The 22469-nt window shown below is 45.8% G+C and carries 21 protein-coding genes and 1 other annotated feature; of the genes, 1 reads left to right on the top strand and 20 read right to left on the bottom strand.

The window, feature by feature from the left end; translation table 11 throughout:
• From pyrR to lspA, 4 genes are all read right to left on the bottom strand, one after another.
• On the bottom strand, window positions 1-564 hold the full coding sequence (gene pyrR, locus UQ64_RS03150; protein WP_060622064.1) for a bifunctional pyr operon transcriptional regulator/uracil phosphoribosyltransferase PyrR: 564 nt from the start codon (window positions 562-564) through the stop codon (window positions 1-3).
• A gap of 493 nt (window positions 565-1057) precedes the next feature.
• Window positions 1058-2311: an LL-diaminopimelate aminotransferase gene (locus UQ64_RS03145; RefSeq protein ID WP_060622063.1), complete on the bottom strand. Its 1254-nt coding sequence runs from the start codon at window positions 2309-2311 to the stop codon at window positions 1058-1060.
• Window positions 2312-2516: 205 nt separating this feature from the next.
• Window positions 2517-3488, bottom strand: a complete 972-nt coding sequence (locus UQ64_RS03140; RefSeq protein ID WP_060622062.1) for an RluA family pseudouridine synthase — start codon at window positions 3486-3488, stop codon at window positions 2517-2519.
• Window positions 3481-3993 (bottom strand): signal peptidase II, encoded by a 513-nt coding sequence (lspA, locus tag UQ64_RS03135; protein WP_060622061.1) that lies wholly within the window; start codon window positions 3991-3993, stop codon window positions 3481-3483. The genes UQ64_RS03140 and lspA overlap by 8 nt, the downstream gene beginning before the upstream one ends.
• A gap of 246 nt (window positions 3994-4239) precedes the next feature.
• Here lspA and UQ64_RS03130 point away from each other — a divergent pair, with 246 nt between their 5' ends.
• On the top strand, window positions 4240-4965 hold the full coding sequence (locus tag UQ64_RS03130; protein ID WP_060622060.1) for a TraR/DksA C4-type zinc finger protein: 726 nt from the start codon (window positions 4240-4242) through the stop codon (window positions 4963-4965).
• 327 nt (window positions 4966-5292) lie between these two features.
• Here the strand turns inward: UQ64_RS03130 and UQ64_RS03125 are convergent, their stop codons facing one another.
• The 16 genes from UQ64_RS03125 to murA all read right to left on the bottom strand — a co-directional run bounded on the left by UQ64_RS03125 (window position 5293) and on the right by murA (window position 22465).
• Window positions 5293-5583, bottom strand: coding sequence for a DUF5665 domain-containing protein (locus UQ64_RS03125; protein WP_425339567.1), 291 nt, complete (start codon window positions 5581-5583; stop codon window positions 5293-5295).
• Between the two features lie 336 nt (window positions 5584-5919).
• Window positions 5920-9012, bottom strand: a complete 3093-nt coding sequence (ileS, locus tag UQ64_RS03120) for an isoleucine--tRNA ligase (RefSeq protein WP_060622059.1) — start codon at window positions 9010-9012, stop codon at window positions 5920-5922.
• A gap of 545 nt (window positions 9013-9557) precedes the next feature.
• Window positions 9558-9832 (bottom strand) — a binding site (T-box leader).
• A gap of 262 nt (window positions 9833-10094) precedes the next feature.
• Complete coding sequence (locus tag UQ64_RS03115) at window positions 10095-10607, bottom strand: DivIVA domain-containing protein (protein WP_042130215.1); 513 nt, start codon at window positions 10605-10607, stop codon at window positions 10095-10097.
• Window positions 10608-10834: 227 nt separating this feature from the next.
• Window positions 10835-11617, bottom strand: a complete 783-nt coding sequence (locus tag UQ64_RS03110) for a YlmH family RNA-binding protein (protein WP_060622058.1) — start codon at window positions 11615-11617, stop codon at window positions 10835-10837.
• 9 nt (window positions 11618-11626) lie between these two features.
• Window positions 11627-11866, bottom strand: a complete 240-nt coding sequence (locus UQ64_RS03105; protein ID WP_060622150.1) for a YggT family protein — start codon at window positions 11864-11866, stop codon at window positions 11627-11629.
• Window positions 11867-11900: 34 nt separating this feature from the next.
• Window positions 11901-12341: a cell division protein SepF gene (locus UQ64_RS03100; RefSeq protein WP_042190833.1), complete on the bottom strand. Its 441-nt coding sequence runs from the start codon at window positions 12339-12341 to the stop codon at window positions 11901-11903.
• Window positions 12342-12352: 11 nt separating this feature from the next.
• Window positions 12353-13039 (bottom strand): YggS family pyridoxal phosphate-dependent enzyme, encoded by a 687-nt coding sequence (locus tag UQ64_RS03095; protein ID WP_060622057.1) that lies wholly within the window; start codon window positions 13037-13039, stop codon window positions 12353-12355.
• A 3-nt stretch (window positions 13040-13042) separates the two neighbouring features.
• Entirely contained in the window at window positions 13043-13900 is an 858-nt protein-coding gene (gene pgeF / locus UQ64_RS03090) for a peptidoglycan editing factor PgeF (protein ID WP_060622056.1), read from the bottom strand.
• A gap of 134 nt (window positions 13901-14034) precedes the next feature.
• A complete protein-coding gene (locus UQ64_RS03085) occupies window positions 14035-14379 on the bottom strand; it encodes a YlmC/YmxH family sporulation protein (RefSeq protein ID WP_060622055.1) in 345 nt (114 codons plus the stop codon).
• 173 nt (window positions 14380-14552) lie between these two features.
• Complete coding sequence (gene sigG, locus UQ64_RS03080) at window positions 14553-15335, bottom strand: RNA polymerase sporulation sigma factor SigG (protein ID WP_036683631.1); 783 nt, start codon at window positions 15333-15335, stop codon at window positions 14553-14555.
• 78 nt (window positions 15336-15413) lie between these two features.
• Complete coding sequence (gene sigE / locus UQ64_RS03075) at window positions 15414-16136, bottom strand: RNA polymerase sporulation sigma factor SigE (RefSeq protein WP_028530613.1); 723 nt, start codon at window positions 16134-16136, stop codon at window positions 15414-15416.
• A gap of 91 nt (window positions 16137-16227) precedes the next feature.
• A complete protein-coding gene (gene spoIIGA, locus UQ64_RS03070) occupies window positions 16228-17175 on the bottom strand; it encodes a sigma-E processing peptidase SpoIIGA (RefSeq protein WP_060622149.1) in 948 nt (315 codons plus the stop codon).
• Window positions 17176-17561: 386 nt separating this feature from the next.
• A complete protein-coding gene (gene ftsZ, locus UQ64_RS03065; RefSeq protein WP_060622054.1) occupies window positions 17562-18680 on the bottom strand; it encodes a cell division protein FtsZ in 1119 nt (372 codons plus the stop codon).
• Between the two features lie 61 nt (window positions 18681-18741).
• Window positions 18742-20004, bottom strand: a complete 1263-nt coding sequence (gene ftsA / locus UQ64_RS03060; RefSeq protein WP_060622053.1) for a cell division protein FtsA — start codon at window positions 20002-20004, stop codon at window positions 18742-18744.
• Window positions 20005-20347: 343 nt separating this feature from the next.
• Complete coding sequence (locus UQ64_RS03055) at window positions 20348-21118, bottom strand: cell division protein FtsQ/DivIB (protein ID WP_060622052.1); 771 nt, start codon at window positions 21116-21118, stop codon at window positions 20348-20350.
• A gap of 63 nt (window positions 21119-21181) precedes the next feature.
• Window positions 21182-22465: a UDP-N-acetylglucosamine 1-carboxyvinyltransferase gene (gene murA / locus UQ64_RS03050; RefSeq protein ID WP_060622051.1), complete on the bottom strand. Its 1284-nt coding sequence runs from the start codon at window positions 22463-22465 to the stop codon at window positions 21182-21184.
• Window positions 22466-22469 lie beyond the last annotated feature (4 nt).

Here is a 22469-nt window from a genome sequence, read left to right as displayed (position 1 = left end):
TTATCGTTCCTCCCGGTTTGAAATAATGTAGACCTCGTCTTTGCCGTCGTATTCCTTCAGCGCCACTTCAATCTGCTCATGCTTTGAGGTAGGTACATTCTTACCGATGTAGTCCGGCCGGATCGGCAGCTCGCGGTGTCCACGGTCAGCCAGTACTGCCAGTTGAATCATTCGTGGGCGTCCGCAGTCCATTAAAGCGTCCATCGCTGCGCGGATGGTGCGTCCGGTGTAAAGTACATCGTCGAACAAAATAACCTTCTTATCATGGATGCCATCACTGCCGGAAGTAATAATGACGTTACTCTTCACTACCGCTTCACTGCCTTCTACTTCACGATCATCCCGGTAATGCGTGATGTCGAGTTCGCCGTAAGGAATCTCGACGCCCTCAATTTCCTTGATACGCTCAGCGATACGCTGTGCCAGGTACACACCTCTTGTCCGGATGCCGACCAGCAGACAATTCTCAATTCCTTTGTTCTTCTCCAAAATCTCATGAGCAATACGGGATAATGCCCGGCGGATCGCCGTTTCGTCCATAATTACATTTTTCTCAGTAACCATAATCTTGTCACCCTCCACTTGTTTCGCCTATTTAAGTTCCCGGAAATCAAAAAACTCCTTGCCTATAACAGGCAAGGAGTGAAATCCGCAGAAGAAGATGATGGCCGCGCGCATAAAAAGACAGTCCGGTGTAGTACACACGGATACCCTTCTAAGAGTCGCGAACCTCGATTCACGTTACCTTGCCAGCCTCACAGGACTGAATTAAAGGCGCTATTCATTTAATGAGAATTATGACAGAACAAACCCCGCATGTCAACTTTATCTGCGTAAACTACAACACTTTCTAAGCCGGCTTCTATTAACAACAAGAGAAGCGTTAACGCTGAATATTGCTTATATTTCCTTTTTTCTACACGCATACTGTAGAGTTCTATCATTTACATTTTGAATTTTAATATCTGGGATTAACTTCCATGCTCACTTTTGCTGTGAAAGCTACACAGAAAAGCCGCCAAGGTTTCCCCAGGCAGCTTCAATCTCTAACTAATGATTAAAATTCAAATTCTACATCGCTTAGACGTCTTTGAATTTCAGAGATGACACGTCTTTCTTCCTCTTCCCCTTTAGCAATAAAGGTAACGGAGAACCGTACAAACGGACCTGCATCATCCCAAGGCACGGTGGAAATTAGCTTCTCACGAATCAGGAATTGTGAGAAATCCTCACCAGATTCAAAACGGCGACCCCCTTTGACACCCTTAGGTGCTGCAACATAAAGGAAGAAAGAACCCTTTGGTTTCTCGGCTTGGAAGCCGAGGCTGTTCAGTGCATCAACCAACAGGTTGTGACGACGTGAATACTTGGCAGCAATTGCTTCAGTAATCTCTGGATGCGCAAGACCGTAAGCCGCAGCTTTTTGAATCGCGATAAATTGACCGGAATCATTATTATCCTTCACATCACTGAAGGCTTTAACAACTAAAGGATTCCCAGCAACAAAACCGATTCTCCAGCCTGTCATATTGTAGGACTTAGACAGGGAATGCAGTTCCACACCAACATCCTTAGCACCCGGCACAGAAAGGAAACTAAGTGGCTTTAATCCATCATAGGTTAAAGCCGCATATGGTGCATCGTGGATAACGACTACATCATATTTTTTAGCCCATGCAACTACCTCCGCAAAAAACTCTGGAGTCGCACTAGCGCCCGTTGGATTGTTTGGATAGTTCAAGTAAAGAAGCTTAGCTTTATGAGCAACCTCTTCCGGAATTTCGTTCAGATCTGGAAGGAAGTTATTCTCCTTCTTCAGCTCTACTGTAAATACTTGTCCACCCAAGTATTTAGTATGTGTACCCAGCACTGGATAACCCGGCACCGTCATGATCGTAATATCACCTGGATTAATGAAGCAAGAAGGCAACATCGCTAGTGCAGGCTTAGATCCGATAGAGTGAACTACCTCCGTAACAGGATCAATACCCTCCACAGAGAATACTTCCCGCAAATATTCAGCAGCAGCCGTCTTAAACTCAGCAATTCCATTGTCCGCATAACCACGGTTTTCTTCCTTCGCTGCTTCTTCAGCAAGCTTAGCCACGATACCAGCATCAGCCATCTCATCTGGCTCGCCTACGCCCATGTCGATCAATTCAATTTCAGGAAAATCCTGTTTTGCGGATGCTTTGGCACGTTTGATTTTCTCGAATTTATAAATCGAAGTGTCCTTACCGTAGTTCGCACCGCCGATGCGGTCTGCAAAATTAGTCTGAATGAAGCTGTCTTGGTATTGTTCAATACTCATACTTTCATCTCATCTCCTGGCTATCTATTCTTATTAGAAGAAACGGCTTCGCCGTCCCTTGGATGGCTTATGTTTCTAGAGATCCGTTTCTGTGATAAAAAATAAGGATAAAGAATAAGGCATAACCTTCTCTTTATCCTTATGTTATTAAATATGATGGAAAGCAGAGTTCAATACCATAGACTAATTATCACTTCATTTGTACTTATCTGCTGCGCAAAGTGAACAGAACATCTTCCATGTCTTCCGGAATAGGTCTGCTGAATTCTTTATATTCACCTGTTGTGGGATGAATAAATCCAAGCACCGCCGCATGTAACGCCTGTCCATTCATAGCTGTTCCTTTACTGCGCCCATAAATCGGATCGCCAACAAGCGGATGACCAATGAATTTCATATGCACCCTGATCTGATGCGTGCGGCCAGTCTCCAGTTGCAGCTCCAGCAGTGTACAGTCACCGAAACGTTCCATCACCGTAAAGTGAGTCACAGATTTCTTGCTGTTCTTTTCCGTTACAGTGTATAGCTTGCGATCATGTGGATCTCTACCGATCGGAGCATCAACCGTTCCTTTGTCATGCGACAAATTGCCGTGTACAACTGCTATATAGCGGCGTGTTACACTGTGCTCTTTAAGCTGTGCTGCGAGCGACGCGTGACTGGCATCATTTTTAGCCACCATAATAAGACCCGAGGTATCCTTATCAATACGGTGTACAATACCTGGACGAATCTCACCATTAATACCGGACAGATCTTTGCAGTGATACATCAGTGCATTTACCAAGGTGCCTGACGGATGCCCAGCTGCCGGGTGTACAACCATACCACGTGGCTTATTAATCACAATGACATCGCTGTCCTCATAGACAACATCAAGGGGGATATTCTCCGGAATCAAATCTGTCACTTCTGCTTCCGGAACGACGATGGAAACTACATCCCCTTCTGAGAGCTTATAGTTAGCTTTAACGGGTGCCCCATTAACCGTAACGTGGCCACCACTGATCCACAGCTGCACCTGAGAACGAGAAATATCCTCTTCCCAGGATTCCGTAATATATTTATCGATTCGCTCCCGCGCGTTCTCCGCCGAAACGGTCAACTCCGTGACGTCCCTCTCTTCTTCGCTCGTAGATGTCGCTTGGTGATTGACGTCTTTACTCAAATCATTCATTCCCTTCTCTTACTTCCTTTGCTTCTTTTACTTCTTTGATTTCCGTGATTTCTTCACCGTTCTTAAGATCGCGGAAAGAGTCCAAAAGAATCAACCCAACCCCAATAACGATACATGAATCCGCAACGTTAAAAATCGGGAAGCTATAGCTTCCAAAATTAAACAGAAGGAAATCAACAACCTCACCACTAATCATCCGGTCCAAGAAGTTACCTATCGCTCCACCCAATACAAGCCCAAGGGCAACAGACAACATCTTCCGCGAATGTCTAATCTTGTTCAAGTACCAAACGATACCTGCGACCACTACAACCGTAACTAAAAAGAAGAACCATTGCTGACCTTGTAGAATCCCAAAAGCAGCCCCGCGATTACGATGTGAGGTAATAAGGAAGAAATTCCCGACGACCGGAATCTGTTCCCCAAGCTCCAGACGTGTGGCAATGAGATATTTCGTTCCCTGATCCACCAAAAATACAATAAGAGCAATCAAATAGTACACCACAGAAGTTGTCACTCCGTTCTTATTTTTCCCGCAAAATGCGGTAAGAATACTGTTATAAGACTTGTATATTGTAGCACAGCCCTTAGAAGGTCGTCTATTGCGTGACATCTCTCCAGCGCTTAATCTTGGGGACTATTTTCCATCGCTAAAATAACGCCTCTAAGGTCAACCTAACAAAGAACCATCCGGTGCAAACCGGTAAGTCGGAAGGATTCTTAAAAAAGTACAGAAAGGAGCTTACTCATCATGACGCACCTGACAGTACAGCAGCTCTCAGAGCTACGCGCCCGATTAGAAAAAGATCGTGATACTATTCAGCACAGGCTTCAGAGTAATGAAAATTACGGCTTACAGGAATCCATGCGGGATGGCACCGGAGAACTTTCCGAGAATGACAACCACCCAGGGGATGCAGCCACCGATTTGTATAATCGCTCCATGGATATTTCACTGCTAGAGCGGGACGAGCATGAGCTGGATGATATTGAAGCTGCTCTCAACGCTATGGATGAAGGCACCTATGGGATCTGTAAGGCTAGCGGTAAACCGATCCCTTTTGAGCGTCTATCCGCCATTCCCTCCACGCTTTTTTGTAAGGAGCACGCCCCACGTCAAAATGCACCTTTTACTCGGCCAATTGAAGAAGAATTTCTGTCTCCTCCATTTGGACGTACTAGTCTCGATGAGCGAGAGGATCAAAACGGCTTTGACGGTGAGGATGCTTGGCAGATTGTAGAAAGCTATGGCAACTCTGATTCCCCCGCCATGGCGGAGGGCAACAATATTGACTCCTATAATGATATTGGGATTGAAGCTGATGAGTTGGAAGGCTGCGTGGAGCCTTGGGAGAACTTTATCGCCACCGATATTACAGGTAACCATTTAATTGTAGTACCGGGACGTAGCTACGAGCGTTATAAGGATAGTGGCGAGGGAAGTTACATGCTTGATCCGCTCGAAGGTGAGGAGTAAAAGCATTGTCCCTACAAGCATAAACGCCTTCGGCGTCCTATAAGACGGTAGGTGTTTATGCGAGAAATATAAGAAATAAAGTATCGTGTGAAACGTATACTTCCTTATATTTCAAGAAAAATCAACAGCGTGCGGTTCCAGTTTCATTGTGGAATGGCCCGCTGTTTTTTTTTCTGCTCTATGCCATTTTGTTAAGAAAATGTTCAGATTCAGCTGTTAACTGACCTGACGGATGATGAAATCGACATACAAGGAGTGGAGAGGTTTACGCAACCGAACCCTAATCTCTCCTATAACCCAAGTAAAGACGGCTTCACCCTAAAAAAGCTATTTTAATTCCAGTTGACGCTGTACAATTCGTACAATATCCGCAATATAATCTCCGATGATCGGCAAATTCAAGGCTCCTAGCCCCTGAAGGACATATATGATCGTTGCTGCGAAAAAAGTAAAACCTAGCGCGATCCCAACTCCACGAGCCGCTCCATATAAGATGTTTCGCCAAATGAGATTCCAAGGTGAATATAACAGCTCTGTATACTGATAAATTCGTGATTTCTCTAAGATATGGGCCCATTCAAAGGTTAACCGATACATCGTATTCATTTTTTCTTCCAATGGAATATCTTCTGGATTTCGATGATCTGCTGTTAAACGCTCAGGGTTTGCCTCAGGAATAACCTTTTTCTCCGCTCCCTTATCTGGGCTGTTCTTGCTACCGGATGTCTTGACGGAGATTCTGTTCTTCTGATCCTCCACAGCCACAGCTCCTCTCATACGCCCTACACTCGTTACAAAGTAAACGAGCCCGGTCAAAGAGAATGAATCTCCTTGAGCACGAGGCTCGTTATTTTTTGCGACGAAATATAAAGACTATATTTCTCGCATAAACAGAAGTTCTCCGTTTACACTTGTGCCGCTAGTATATGCTGTTTTGGGACAGGTAATGCAGATTTACGCTCCAATATGGATACCGATAGATTTACCACCAACATCTACCGTTTCAAAAGCATGTTCTCCGCCAAAATCAACCGTAGTCACAAGTACATTGTCTCGCAATACATTCTCAAAGGCTGTAACTGCCGCTTTAAGCTCATCATCTAGATTCAGCGTAAGAGCGATCCGTTTCTCGATCGGTAGATCCAAACGTTTACGGTAATCTTGAACCGCACGAATGATCTCACGAACCCAGCCTTCTTGTTCAAGCTCAGGCGTGATTTCGGTATTGAGCGCAACCGTAATTCCATATCCGGAAGCTGCGGCGAAACCTGCTTTGGCTTGTTTTTCAACGAGTAGCTCTTCAGAAGTAATCACCAGCTCTTCTCCTTCTGGCGTCGGAATCGTGATTAAGCCGCCTTGCACCGCTTTGCGGGTAGCGTCACTATCCAGAGCTTTCAGGAAGCCTTGCAGGAAGCCGACGTTTTTACCGTATTTTTTACCAGCAACTTTAAGATTGAGCTTGAGTGTGAAATCAACAAAACCACTGTCGCTAGTCTCTAGCACGATGTTCTTGATGTTGATCTCGTCTTTGATGATCTCTTCATACTCAGCCAAATGGAAGTCGCGGTTCATCGAAACGATCAGCTCGGACAACGGTTGACGATTCTTGATACCAGTCTCGTTACGCACGTTACGCGCCAGCTCAACGATCTGTCTCGCACTTTCCATATCCTCTTCCAGCTCTTTATCGATCAAGCTCTCATCAGCAACCGGATAATCTGCTAAATGCACACTTTCCCCGCCGCCAAGATTCGTGAAGATATCTTCAGACAACATCGGTGTAAATGGAGCCATCAAAGAGGCTGTCTTCAAAAGCACATGGGTCAGTGTACGGTAAGCATCCAGCTTATCTTCACCTAGACCACTACCCCAGAAACGGTCACGGGAACGACGGATATACCAGTTACTCAGCTCATCTATAAAGTTCTCAATGCCTTTGGATGTATTCACGAAGTCATTTACTGCTAGTCCTTTGTCCACCAAAAGAATCAAGCTGTTCAGACGGGACAAAATCCAGCGGTCCAGCTTATGTTCCGATACTTTAAAAGGATGATCGGCTGGATCATAACCATCGATGCCTGCATAAAGCGTCAAGAACGCATGCGTATTCACCAGTGTATCTACAACTTTGGATTTGGTTTCCCCTACAAGACCACGGGAGAAACGTTTGTTATTCCACGGTGCACTATCGGATAGAATCGCCCAACGGAATGCATCCGTGCCGTAATCGTTCATGATATCCCAAGGATCAATAACATTTCCTTTTGATTTGGACATTTTTTGACCATTCTCATCAAGGATATGACCGTGAGCAATAACAGCTTTATATGGAGCTTTACCTTTAAACAAGGTAGATACTGCTAGCAAGCTGTAGAACCATCCACGTGTCTGGTCGATCCCTTCACAGATCATATCCGCTGGATATTGATCATTCAGCTTATCCTCGTTCTCAAATGGATAATGACTTTGCGCAAATGGCATCGAACCACTATCGAACCATACATCGATAACTTCTGATGTGCGGACCATCTCTGCACCTTCACTGAAAGGACTGCGTAGCTTGATCTTATCTACAAAAGGCTTATGCAGCTCGATATCCTCAGGTACATCGCCAATCGCCATCGCTCTCAGCTCTTCAATGCTATGTGGAGCGAACTCTTTGCCCGTTTCTTGACATACCCAAACATTAAGCGGTGTACCCCAGTAACGGTTACGGCTGATATTCCAGTCCACCAGTTCATCCAGGAACTTCCCAAAACGGCCTTCACGTACATGATCAGGATACCAATCTACACTGTTGTTGTTAGCAATCAGCTGATCTTTGATCGCTGTAGTGTTGATGAACCAGCTGTCTGTTGCGTAGTACAAGAGTGGTGTATCACAACGCCAGCAGAACGGATAGCTGTGCTCGTATTTTTCTTTGCCGTAAAGTAGTCCTTTTTCAGACAAAGCTTTAACGATATCCAAATCGCAATCTTTTACAAAACGTCCAGCAAAATCAGACACTACATCCGTATACTTACCGGAATTATCAACTACGTTAACGAAGCTGATGCCGTTCTCGCGGCAAGTCTTGTAGTCATCTTCACCATGCGCTGGTGCCATGTGTACGATCCCTGTACCACTGGAATCTGTAACAAAGGAAGCACCTACAATGACATTGCTTTTCTCTGCCTTGATGTATCCGAATGGGGGAGCATAGGTTTTGCCGATAAACTCGGAACCTTTATGTGTAGAAAGGACTGTGTGCTCGCCTTTCATTACTTCTTCCACCAAATTCTTGGCAACGATATAGACGCCGTCCTCTTGTAGTACACGTACATAGTCCATGTCAGGGTTCATGGCAAGAGCCATATGAGCTGGCAGCGTCCAAGGTGTAGTCGTCCAAGCTAGTACGTAGTCTCCACTGTCATCCAGCTTGAACTTTGCAGTCGCACTAAGATCTTTGACGGTTTTGTAGCCTTGGGCTACTTCATGGGAACTCAAGGTAGTCTGGCAGCTTGGGCAGTAAGGGCTAACGCGGTGTCCGCGATAGAGCAGCCCTTTGTCATGCACAGTAGCCAAGATGTTCCATACGCTCTCGATATATGTGTTATCCAAGGTAACGTAAGGATTATCTAGATCCGTCCAGTATCCGATACCCTCAGTAAACTCGCGCCATTGCTTCTCGTAGCCGAAGACGCTGTCTTTACATTCTTGGATGAATTTCTCTACGCCATATTCCTCGATCTCTTGTTTGCCGGAGATACCAAGCTTCTTTTGAACGCCTAGTTCTACTGGTAAACCGTGTGTATCCCAGCCCGCTTTACGTACCACGCGGTAACCTTTCATCGTTTGGTAACGACCGATGAAATCCTTGATTACACGGCCCAGCACGTGTCCGATATGCGGTGCACCGTTCGCTGTAGGAGGACCTTCATAAAATACATAGTTCGGACGTCCTTCACGGTTCTCCATGGATTTGCGGAACGTATTTTCGTCGCTCCATTTCTTCAATATGCGGACATCTCTTGCCCGTGCTTTTTCTCTGACATCTACTTTTTGCATGTGATGGTCAATCCTTTCATGGTTTAGTCTTTTTGGCGACCTTGCGCAGCTGGTCGCATACGCTCTTGTCTTTGGCACCCGAGCCGCGATCCCGTTAGGGCAGCACTGGCTCGGGGGCTTCGGGCGACCTCGCGCAGCTGGTCTCCTTCGCTTTTGCCTTTGGCACCCGAGCCGCGATCCCGTTAGGGCAGCACTGGCTCGGGGGCTTCGGGCGACCTCGCGCAGCTGGTCGCATACGCTCTTGCCTTTGGCACCCGAGCCGCGATCCCGTTAGGGCAGCGGGGGCTCGGGGCGCCACATGGCCGGCAAGTGAAACGCCGGCCTGCTCTAGCAGTGAAGGCCCCGCAGGCGAACCCGCCAGGGGAGCCTAAGAAGGGCCGCTCCTTCAGCCACATGAGTCCGTTCGCTTCCACCACCGTAACGGTTTGCACGAGGCTTTACTTAGCGGGTGTCCAGAGGGCGGCAGCCCTTGGGGTCCCCCTTAGAAAGGGGGATTTAGGGGGATGGCCCGCCCCGGAACAACAAAATAAGCGTCATCCCACCCCCAAAGGGGCGAGACGACGCTCGCGATACCACCCTAATTCTGTGCATGAGCACATCCTTAAGGGGAGTGTATTCAGCACAATCTCAGTCCTGCGCGTAAATCTCATGCACAGGTCCGGTGTAACGTCCGGCAGACGGCTAAGCTTACGCACGATCGACGCTTCAGCTTAACTTCTAGGGGAAGATCTTCCGGCAGGGTTCGAACAATCGGCTCTCAGCAATCGCCGACTCTCTGGAGAACGTTACCTTGTCGTACTTGTCCCGTCATCGAATACATATAAACATTATACAGATATGTTCTATTTATAGACTTTTTAAGTCTAAATGTCAACAACCGCTAGCCAAATCCGCAATTAGGAGTATACCTGCGCGGGCGGAAGTATTATGATCGATTTTAGCGCACAATAAAAATAGAGGGAATAACTCCCTCTATTTAGCCGATTTTAGCATGGAATTATAAATTAGAGGGAATTCCCCCCCTATAAATTCAAGTAATACCCCTATTTCAGAGAAAATCAGCATTCATTCATCATAATGCATTAGATACGATGTAGAACATCATCCTTAAAAGTTACGTTCTCGCTCGCCTCACGACTCTCCAAGGCATTCCAGTCATCCTGTGACAACAGCTCGAGCTGAGCTTCCACCAATGTACGGAAACGAGTGCGATAGATCGAAGCTTGCTTGCGCAGTTCTTCAGTCTCAATAGCAACCTTACGGGATTTGGATAACGCTTCGTTAATAATCCGGTCTGCGTTCTTTTCCGCTTCCTTGATAATAAGCTGCGATTCCTTCTTGGAGTTGTTCTTCACATCATCCGCCGCTTCCTGAGCGACTAAGATTGTCTTCGATAAACTCTCTTCAATATTCACAAAATGATCCAAACGTTCTTGAATGGATAAAAGCTGATTCTGCAGCTCTTTGTTCTCACGGATGACGCTTTCGTAATCCTTAATTACTTGATCCAGAAATTCGTTGACCTCGTCCTCATCATAACCGCGAAGTCTCCGAGAGAACTCCTTGTTATGTATATCGAGCGGTGTTAATGGCATGCTGTGCACCTCCTAGAAATTTCGGACCTTCTAAGTCTCTGAACCATACCTGCGCAGCAGACAAAGAAGAAAGACTGTACTTCAAGTAAAGGCAGAGGATGTATCGACGTTCCAACTGCCATTCATGGTTCGCCTCTTTTATAAAATATCGGCGTCCTGCTTTAAAAATGTTTGATTCCCTCGAAATAATCAATTTCGACAAGTAAAGCCGGATTCCTGCAAGGGATTCACACAAATTTACCAACTTGAACACGATATCGACCCTTTTTCGTCAAACTACCGACCTCTAAAACCTTGAATCGACCGAATCCTTGAATAGATACCATGTCACCATCTTTAAGTGCGCAGGAAGGGTCTTCCTCCACTTTCCAATTTACCCGAACTCGTCCAGCCTTGATGGGAGCAAGAATTTTGCTTCGGCTTAGCCGTGTTACATCTGCGGCAATGCCATCCAATCGTAGGGACGCTACAGTCAAATCCATCGTTTCCAGCTTCACCTCACTATTACGCAAGGAAGAAAGTGGCAATACCTCCGTACTCACCTGTATCCGGTGCACTCCAGTTAAATTCATGGATAAATAATCTGCAATATCTGCAGCTACTACCACATGACAACCATCTTCCAGAACATGAATATCACCGATCTTGCCACGTTTTACTCCAAGACCCAGAATAGAGCCCATGTAGTCTCCATGCTCAAGCGCCAGAAACTTTTGTTCACCAGAGGTTATCGCAAGAACCTTTAGCTCCATATCCTCATGATCCAGATCACGATAATCGGGAGCAACGAGTGCTCGCTTCCGCTCCGCCTCAGGGTGTCCGCCTTCCCATCTGACGATAACGTCTGGATGACGGTTTACGAGACTTTGCAAAATAAATCCTTGGCGCGGATCTAGAAATTCTGTCAGTTTCGTCTCATGATATTCTCCAGCATGGGTAACCCATTCCCAAGCCTTGTCCACAAATTGTCTTTCGTCGGGATGAAAATGCCCGTAAACTTCTGTCTTCATCACTTCTGCCTAAAAAATCAAGTGCAAAATGGATTTGAGTCCACCTGCCGCAAATTCCAAGACGAGTAGTGCAATGATCGGGGAAATATCAAGCGTACCAAAGAGTGGCGGAATAAATCGACGAAATGGCGTCAAATACGGTTCAACAAGCTTACTTAGCAGTTCTCCGATAAAGTTCTCACGAACATTTGGTAACCACGACATCAGTACATAGAAAATAATCATGTAAAAATAAATATTAAACAACATATCAATAATGGAATCAATTTGGAGCAAAGCTCATTCACCTCATTCTGTTATAGTCTGGATCGTCACCTAGGATTTCCGTAATAGCACCTTGAATTTCAACGGTATCTGGCGTGCACATAAATATATTGCCCCCAATTTTAGAGATTCCTCCCCCAAGGGCATAAACGGTTCCACTTAAAAAATCAATAATTCTCATCGCTTGATCATTACGGACACGCTGAAGATTGATCACTACCGTCCGGTGAGAACGGAGATGATCAGCAATTTCCTGCGCCTCATCATACGAACGTGGCTCATAAAGTACAACTTTTACATTCTTCTGCGAATGGATACTGACAACGTTGCCTCTTTGATTTTTGCGGGTTTCGACAGGGGCTGGCTCATACTCATCCTCTTCGTGGATTTGCTCCCGCTCCACAACTTCTTCTTCCTCCTGCAAGCCCAAAAAACTCATAAATCGGTTCATAACGCTCATCACGATCCCTCCTAATGGCCTACTAACACCGTACCCAGGCGTACCCAGGTGGCTCCTTCCTGTATCGCCACTTCAAAATCATTCGACATTCCCATCGATAGCTCCGTAATCGGCTCAGGTGTCAAAGCAAGTTGATTGAGCTCATCGCGCAGCTCACGAAGTCCGCGAAATACAGGGCGGGTAAGCTCCGGATCACCTTCTAAAGGCGCCATTGTCATTAGTCCAATTACTTTTACATGGTCGAGACTAGCAATTTCACGTAAAAATCCAGGTACCGCCTCAGGCGACAGACCAAATTTCGTATCTTCTCCAGAGATGTTTACTTGAAGAAAGACATTCACTTCTTGATCTGCGGCAATCGCCTTTTTGTGTAATTCTTGTGCCAGGGATATGCGGTCCAAAGAGTGTATATATTGAAACTTGCCAATAACGTCTTTAACCTTATTGGTCTGCAAATGCCCGATAAAATGCCATGTCCCTTGGTTCCCTAAAACCTTCCATTTGTGCTCAGCATCCTGCCAGCGACTCTCGGCAATATGCTCTAGGCCTGCCTCCAATACGGAGGACACCATTTCCAGAGAAACATATTTCGTCACTGCAATTACCTTGACGTCATTTCGATCCCGGCCGCTTGCCGCGCAGGCACGTGCTACACGTTCCTCTACCTCAGCAATTCTTTCCTGCAGTGTTAAAGCCAACTTTCAACTCTCCTTTATTCCGATCCAGCTCGTCATCCTGCCTGTAACCCCATTTTCTTTACGATAAGAAAAAAACAAATCTTGATTACAGCTTGTACACAAAGATGTACATTCGATATGAGTCGGCAATATTCCTGCTTTAATCATAATGCGTCGATTCATTTCTTTCAAGTTTAGCATGTATTTGTTCTCATCTGTGTCAGATGTTCTGTATAGCCCCACAGTACCAGCAGTTTCTGTTAGCTTGCTCAGATCACCCTCCAATTGGCGGACATGCTCCATCACATAATCGTCCACTTCATAACAGCAGTCACCAATGGAGGGTCCGATCGCTGCAATAATGTCCTGTGGATGGCTTCCGTAAATGGTCTCCATTTTACTCACCATGGCGGCTGCAATCTGGGCCACGGTTCCCTTCCAGCCAGCATGCGCAAGCCCGACGGCTTGGTGCACTGGATCATAAAAGTAAAGGGGCACGCAATCCGCATAAAAAGAAGTCAGTAAAACTCCCGGTACATCTGTAAGCAAACCATCGGTTGCTTGAAATGCCGAGTTTCTATCCTTTTGCCCCCGACCACGATCAGCTTCCCTTACCACTGCTATTTCTGCTCCATGGGTTTGTTCGCCACAGGTCCAAGCTTCCGGCTTGAAATCAAGAGCTTCCGCAAGCGCCCTACGATTCTTTAAGACATCTTCCGGAGCATCCCCAACATGAAATGCACAATTCAGGCTGTCATAAGGCTTTTTGCTAGCCCCTCCCTGTCTACCGGTAAAACCTGCTGTAATTTCCTTATGCTCCACACGCCAAGGGTCCAGATGGAGCAGCATCAGTGTTTCCTTCCCCTGCACAAACGGTTCCATATCCTCACCTCCGCCTTAGTGTACCACATGTAAATACCCCCACAAAATGCTGCTTAAGCTAGAACGCTCAATTTTCTAACTTTTTAAGCTATACCCCTTTCAATTCTTTTATAAAAAACAAAAAACGCACCTAATTAATAAGTGCGCCGTTCGCTTCGGTCCCCTCGTTCCAAATACATTGTTTCTCGCTCGTCCTGCCCTTGAGGCATTCTTGATTCTTCAATCTTCACAAGCACTACATCAGACCCGATTTTGACAATATTTCGCCATGGAATAATCAGATCTGTTCCGCCTCCGAACAATCCCATAAACCGAGTGTATCCCGGAATTACGATGGCATCAATGACACCTCGGCGTAAATCAAGTTCTAAGTCACTGATTTGGCCCAGCCGCTTGCCGTCTACAATATTAATAACGTCCTTAGTCTGAAAATCAGAGATTTTCATTTTTTTAGCTGATCCTACATAATCCTCGTTCATCTCACCACCCCTGTACAATCAGACCTATAGTCCAATATATGTTATGAAAGCTTGGCCACATGCATGAAATATCCCCACAAAGTGAAGCTATGCTTAGATGCTTAACCATTAAAAAGAGGAGATCACCTAAAATCCTTTTAACGGATTCTAGATATCTCCTCATTTCAGACGATTTAAGACTTCACATGCTTTTGCATTTGCTGAATCGCAGATTTCTCTAGACGTGAGACCTGTGCCTGTGAGATACCAATCTCATCTGCGACCTCCATCTGAGTTTTCCCTTCGAAAAACCGCATGGATAAAATTCGTTTCTCCCTTTGACCCAACTTACGCATCGCTTCACGTAAGGCGATTTCTTCGATCCACGACACATCCTTATTCTTATCATCGCTAATCTGGTCCATTACATAAATAGGATCGCCACCGTCATGATAGATCGGTTCGAATAAGGACACTGGATCCTGAATAGCATCAAGGGCAAAGACTACATCTTCCTTCGGTACACCAAGTGCTTCAGAGATTTCGAATATCGTCGGTTCGCGCGAATTCTGATTGGTCAGACTATCGCGAACCTGTAGCGCCTTGTAAGCAATGTCTCTGAGTGAACGCGATACTCGAATCGGGTTGTTATCACGCAAGTAACGGCGGATCTCACCAATAATCATCGGAACCGCATATGTGGAGAACTTAACGTTTTGTGATAAATCGAAATTATCGATGGCTTTCATCAGACCGATGCAGCCCACCTGGAACAAATCGTCAACAAATTCTCCCCTATTATTGAACCTCTGGATAACACTTAGAACGAGCCTAAGATTACCATTTACCAATTTCTCTCTGGCGGATCGCTCGCCCTGCTGCTGCAGCGAAGTGAACAGTTGCCGCATTTCCACATTCGTTAGAACAGGCAGCTTAGCAGTATCCACACCGCAAATCTCGACTTTATTTCGGGTCATGATGATTTACCTCCCAAGGAGAAACATTACTGTACATTATCTCCCGGGTTGGCCATTTTATTCCTTGCTAATTTCACCTTACACCATCTTGTTAAACTCCTTACGCAGCCGCTTAATAATTCGTTTCTCCAGACGAGAAATGTAAGATTGGGAAATACCGAGCAGATCCGCCACATCTTTTTGCGTCTTTTCTTCGCCTCCGCGCAGTCCGAATCGCAGCTCCATAATGAGTCTTTCCCGTTCGCTCAGCTTTTCCAGCGCCTTTTGCAGCAGCTTGCGATCGACCTGTTCTTCAATGTTCCGATAAATGGTATCATTTTCCGTTCCTAATACATCTGAGAGCAGCAACTCATTCCCATCCCAATCGATATTAAGAGGCTCATCAAAAGAAACCTCGCTCCGTGTCTTGCTATTGCGCCGCAGATACATCAAAATTTCATTCTCTATGCAACGTGATGCATAAGTAGCTAATTTTATTTTTTTCTCGGGATCAAATGTGTTAACCGCCTTGATTAATCCGATAGCCCCTATCGAAACCAAGTCTTCAATATTGATTCCGGTATTCTCAAATTTACGAGCGATATACACTACTAGACGCAGGTTACGCTCAATCAGCATCGCACGAACAGCTGCATCGCCGCTGGATAGCCGCTGAAGCAGATACTCTTCTTCCTCCCGTGTCAGCGGTGGAGGTAGAGCCTCACTCCCGCCAATATAGTAGATTTCCTGACTCTTCAGCCCCAGTAGAAACAGCATGCGGTAATATTGCAGCTGCAGAGCAATTTTCCATTTGACCATTATTGTTCCTCCTCCAAGAAGTACACGGTTAGCGTATGAAGCTTTCAATTCCCGCTTTCAGCCATCAGAAGTTTGGTTCAGCTAGCTTTAAAGATTAGGAAGGTAGTGCTGCATCAGTGGCGCTCTCTTTTTGAGTTAAATCCGGATGTATGACCGCCCGATAGGCTCCATCTCCTGAGAGTGTCCCGCCATCCAGCCCAATCAAGACTCTTTTAGTATAAAAGATATCTTCACCAAGCTTTATCGTCACAAGGTCCGGCTTCAGTGCGAGCATAAATGATGCCCCACGGTTAATCCCCCTATAAGGTACTAGTCGCATCCTATCCTGCCAAGCAAACGACTGCCCGTCCGTTTCTAGCAAAAGTCTGTCCGCACCATCCTGAGTGAGTCTCCCTTTCCATGCAGCAGGCAGATGCCCCTCCCAGAGCGTCGATTCCATCACCATCACCGGTATGCGGGTCAAAGGATCACAGAGACGATTACCTGTGTCTAACAGGCCAGGACAGGAAACACTTACTCCATCAATTTCAACAACCACCTCACCGATATAGGTTTCAAGCTGCTCCCTTCTGATTCGTGAAGAATGCACTGCCTTGAAGCAGATTAATACCAGGGGAAATACTGCAATGACAAACCAAAAGCCGATCTTTAGGCCGTAGGCATGCCCTCCTGAAGCAGTGAACATAATACCATTCCAAATATCGCTGGAGCTCTGCAGCAAATAGTGAATACCAACAATCCCACCTGCGGCTGCAAAATTGATAATATAGAAAGCTCCCATAGTGCGAAGGTAGCTTTGCAGACTCCCAAAACCAAAGGCAATCCATAGCATAACCACCGACAATCCAAACTTAATAAGGAAGGTATACATGAAAGACAGCTCCGGTACAAACATCATCACCACATACAGTGCGCCAACGAGAGCTGAGAGAATTAAGCGCCACCATGAGATTCTCAGCTTAACCATCCAGCCTGTCAGCCACAAAAGAATTCCGTCGATCACTAGATTGGCGGCGAATATCAAGTCAATATAAACAACCAGTGCATTCACCTGCTTAATGGCGGAATCTATCCTGTAGCCAAAATGGATCAGGCTCTGTTTTTTGGACGATATGATTAGTATAGAAAGTCTCGCATTCAAAGTCTGTCTAAACTTGGGGGGCATTCTTGCGGTTTTTTTGTCGAGTTATAGCGCGTGAGGAATTATTCCTACTTCATAGAATTTCTTAGTCTTTTATTTCAAAAACTTTCATGCGTTCTCAGACCAAGTCCCACAATGAAAAATAATGTAGGTCCTGCCCTTGGAGCTACACAGTGCCGTTCATAGTCTTGCTTGATCCTTACTTACTTTTACGCAAAAAACACCGTAACGCCATAGCTAATCAGCTAAGCGATACGGTGTTCTCGTATAATCTTGATTCTCTTTAATTAATCGTTGTTGCCCCGATTACGATTACGCAGGAACGTCGGAATATCGAGCTGGTCAGAAGTATTCTGATTGCCGAATGGACGTAAATTAGCTGCGCTCTTATCCGGTGCTGCAGGCTCGTTATTCGTCGAGACTGGACGGCGTCCTGGTTCAGCAGGCGAAGGTTTATGTTCAAAGCCAGTAGCAATTACTGTTACTTTGATATCATCCTTCAGGTCTTCATCGATAATCGCACCAAAGATCATATTCACTTCAGGATCAGAGGCGGATGTAACGATCTCAGCCGCTTCATTAACTTCGTATAGAGAGAGGTTGGATCCTCCCGTAATGTTCATGATTACGCCGCGTGCACCTTCAATAGACGTTTCTAGGAGTGGACTCATGATGGCTTTGCGTGCGGCTTCTGACGCACGGTTCTCACCATTCGCAATACCAATTCCCATAAGCGCTGATCCGCGCTCCGTCATGATCGTCTTTACATCCGCAAAGTCAAGGTTAATCAGACCAGGAACCTTAATTAGGTCAGAGATACCTTGAACAGCCTGCCGGAGAACATTATCTGCTTCACGGAAAGCTTCTAGCATCGGAGTTTTCTTATCAACGATCTCAAGCAAACGGTCATTTGGAATGACGATTAGCGTGTCGACTTTTTCTTTCAAAGCTTCGATTCCAAGCATTGCCTGGTTATAACGTTTTCTTCCTTCAAAAGTGAACGGGCGAGTAACTACACCCACAGTCAAGGCTCCGCACTCTCTAGCAATTTCAGCTATAACTGGTGCTGCACCCGTTCCTGTACCGCCACCCATCCCTGCAGTAACAAACACCATATCTGCGCCCTTAAGGGTATTAGAGATCAAGTCACGGGATTCTTCCGCTGCCTTCTTACCGACTTCAGGATTAGCTCCTGCACCCAACCCGCGGGTCAGCTTGTCCCCGATTTGCAGCTTGTGCTCCGATTTGGCCATATGCAACGCTTGGGCGTCTGTGTTAACCGTAATAAATTCTACACCCTGAACGCCATTTTCAATCATTCGGTTGACAGCATTACTACCTCCGCCGCCCACGCCGATGACTTTTATTTGCGCCAAGCTCTCCATTTCAAAATCAAATTCTAACATATTGTTCCATCTCCCCCTCAATGTGCTTGGATGGCCGGTCCAAGTATATCTGGACTTACACTTATATAAACTCGCTGAACATATTCTTTAGACGCTCGACAAACCCGGTCTTCTGAACCGTTTCCTGCTTTGGAGTGGCATTCTGCTTACTCCGGTTGACCGTCTTTTTATTGCTGCTTCCACCACTACTTCTTCCACGGAAGCTACGGACAACATTATGCAGGATACCAACACCTCCGGTAAACCCAGGGTCCCGTACACCGATATAATCCGGTACAGCGATGCGTACAGATGCGGCCAACTCAGTCTGAGCCGCCTTTAATACGCCAGGCATCGAAACAGTTCCACCCGTTAGTATATAACCTCCAGGTAGTTCACTGTAACCAAGCCGTTTCACTTCCTGTTTAATCAGATGGAAGATTTCTTGCACCCGTGGTTCGATAATTGCCGCTAAATCCTCTTGGTTAAATTCCTTCTCCACGTTACTGCCAATGCGCAGCACTTTGAAGACAACGTCAGGGGCTGCATCGTCAATCCATGCGCAACCATACTTCAGCTTTACTTTCTCCGCTTGATCAGTAAGTGTACGTAATCCGTATGCAATGTCATTAGTTACAAATTCTCCTCCGATCGGAATCGTGGAGGTTGCACAAAGGGAACTTTCTTCGTATATGGCTATCGTTGTCGACCCGGCACCGATATCAACCAGAACAGATCCCATCGATTTCTCGTCCTTGGATAGCGCCAATCCACCAGCACCGAGAGACATCAGCACAAGATCCTTCACTTTCAGCCCTGATTTCTCAACACAGCGTAGTAGATTATGTATTGGCGTCTTTGCACCCGTAACGATGGTTGCGTCTACTTCTAAACGAACACCAATCATCCCGCGCGGGTCCTGAATACCTTCGAGACCATCGACGATAAATTGTTTAGGAACAACATCAATCACTTCTCGCTCCGGAGGCATAGCGATGACTTCCGCAGCTTTAATAACGCGATCGATATCATCCTCACCGATTTCACGATCCTCATTCTGAACGGCCACGACACCGTGGCTGGATTGCAGGCCAATATGATTACCGGAAATGCCTACATAAACCTCTGATATTTGAATACCCACCATTTGCTCTGCATGATCTATAGCACTTTTGATCGATTGCACAGTTTGGTCGATATCTACAATCGCGCCTTTACGTATTCCTTCCGAATCAGCAGATCCAACGCCAATAATATTAAAGGTTCCATTGGTAACTTCCCCAATTATTGCCCGAACTTTGGATGTACCGATGTCCAAACTAACAATGATGTCATTGTTGCTCAAGTCCTATGGCACCTCCTGTTATAATCAAAATAATTTGCATAATCTTACCCCGATCCCGGGAAACTTCTCTGTACATATTCAACATACCTAACCCTTTCCCTCTTTTTTCTACAAATTTTTTGAACGGAATAATATTCCAACATCCCTAAATGTGAATAGTCACTCATAATTTTTATAAGAATGACAATTATCACAAGAAATATAATCCTTTTTTAGTTATTAACAACCATATATTGATTATATTTCAAAAAAATCGAAGAAAAAAGAGGGATATAGCTTCTTGCCCGTAACTCCGATTGTAGCATTTTTTCAACTCTATTAGTAGGGACTATTGACCTCTACTCTACTCTTGCACATCTTTTTGCTCATCGCTCTTTTGCTCGTCACTTTCGACCTGAAAAGGAACATACGAGTCGGCTTCAAGCATTGTGATAAGTCCAGGCTCCTTAGTCTCTATTACCTGATTCAAATAGGCAACTTTGCTCTTCAATAAAGAGATGGATGTAATCACCTCGAAACGAGATCTAGTATAGAGCTTGATACGGTCCGGAAATGACAAGGTTGGTGAGGGAACAATCTCAGAGATATCACTTGTCAATTCATTAGAAATACTTCCAAGCGTTTGACATAGGATAGCCTTATTAGGATCAGCCGGATCCCAGTTGGTTAATATAGGTTTCTCTACAGCAATACCAGTCTCATTAACAGACACCGCTGCTCCACTCGACAGTATCGCCTTCAAGATGCCTCCCTGTTCCAGTTCATAAGCCACCGCAGGGTATTCTTCAATCTTCACTGTGATTACCCCGGGGAAATCCTTCTTTACGCTCACATCTTTGACCGTCTTAAGCTCCAACAGAGATTGTTCCACAGACTTCGTAGAAACGGCAAAAAATTGTCCGCCTATATGAATTCCACTTTGCGAAAGTAATTCCTCACTAGTAGAATACTTGCTTCCCTGAAAATCTATCACTGTAATGTGACTAATAGACGATCTAAAAAAAATCACAGCAAGAAGCGCAGTGAACAACAGCAGAAGGATCGCCGTAATCTTACGGCTCATTTTTTTCTTAGGCTTGTCCTCTTTAAGAAGAGGTAATCGGGTTGTTGTCATTCTCATATCTCCGTAATAAGGCCCTGTCTCCTTCCTTGGTAGAACTGAAGGAGACAGGGAGCTTTAATTGGCCAAATCAAGTGGATCCGGTACAGGTACCTTGCGGCTTATACGCGCGCCAAGCTTCTGAAACAGCTTCTCTATTCCATCATACCCACGGTCAATGTGGTGTGCTTGCTCAACGACTGTAGTCCCTTGTGCAGCGAGCCCAGCAATAACCAGAGCCGCGCCAGCCCGCAAGTCAGTAGCTTCCACAGTAGCACCATACAATCTCTGAACGCCGCGAATAAACGCACGATTCAAATCGATAGAAATATCAGCGCCCATCCGAGCCATTTCTTCAACATGCTTGAATCGTCCCTCAAACACCGTCTCCTTGATTACACTGAAGCCATCGGCGAGAGACAACAGCACCATCACCTGAGATTGCAGATCCGTTGGGAAAGAAGGGTAAGGAGAAGTCACAATTCTCTCAACAGCACGTGGACGTCCCATACAACTGATATTAATTATATCATTGCACACTGTGATTTGAACACCAGCCCGCTTTAGCACATGAATAAGCGAAGTCAGATGCCCCGCATTGGCATGTGTCAAAGTCACATTCCCTCGTGTAGCTGCTGCAGCAATCATTACGGTTCCAGCCACAATCCGATCAGGTATCACCTCGTACGTACAGGGATATAGGTTTTTCACCCCTTGAATCGTGATCGTGTCCGTACCTGCACCGATAATCTGAGCACCCATACTATTCAAAAATTGCTGCAGGTCCTGTATCTCCGGCTCTCTCGCTGCCCCCGATATCGTTGTTGTTCCCTCTGCCTTTGCGGCAGCCATCATAATATTCTCCGTTGCTCCTACACTTGGATAGTCGAGATGAATATCACTCCCTACAAGCTTAGAACTCCGACAGAATATTCTTCCGTTGCTCTCCTCGATCTCTGCCCCTAGCGCCTTAAGTCCCTGTAGATGAAGATCGATTTTACGTTCTCCAATCGCACAGCCCCCAGGCTGATAGATCGTTACCTCTCCAAATCTGGATAACAGCGGTCCCATTAGAAAAATGGAAGATCTCATCTGCCGCATTAAATCCTCAGGAATATGAGATGTTCCGACGGCAGACGTATCTATCGTCACCGTATCCTCTTGATGCACGCACCTGCAGCCCAGCCGATCTAGGATGTCTAGCATAGTCTCGATGTCCAGCAGCTTCGGCACATTATGCAGTGAGTGAACTCCTTCGGCCAGCAGGCTTGCCGCTAGAATCGGCAGCGCCGCATTTTTTGCTCCATGGATACGAATGGTGCCTGACAGGGGACTTCCACCCTCAATCACCAATTTGTCCAATGTA

The sequence above is a fragment of the Paenibacillus etheri genome (genome assembly GCF_001012825.1).
GTDB classification, from domain to species: Bacteria; Bacillota; Bacilli; order Paenibacillales; family Paenibacillaceae; genus Paenibacillus_AQ; species Paenibacillus_AQ etheri.
The sequence above is the reverse complement of the archived record's forward strand: the minus strand, read 5'-3'. Positions and strand labels throughout refer to the sequence as shown.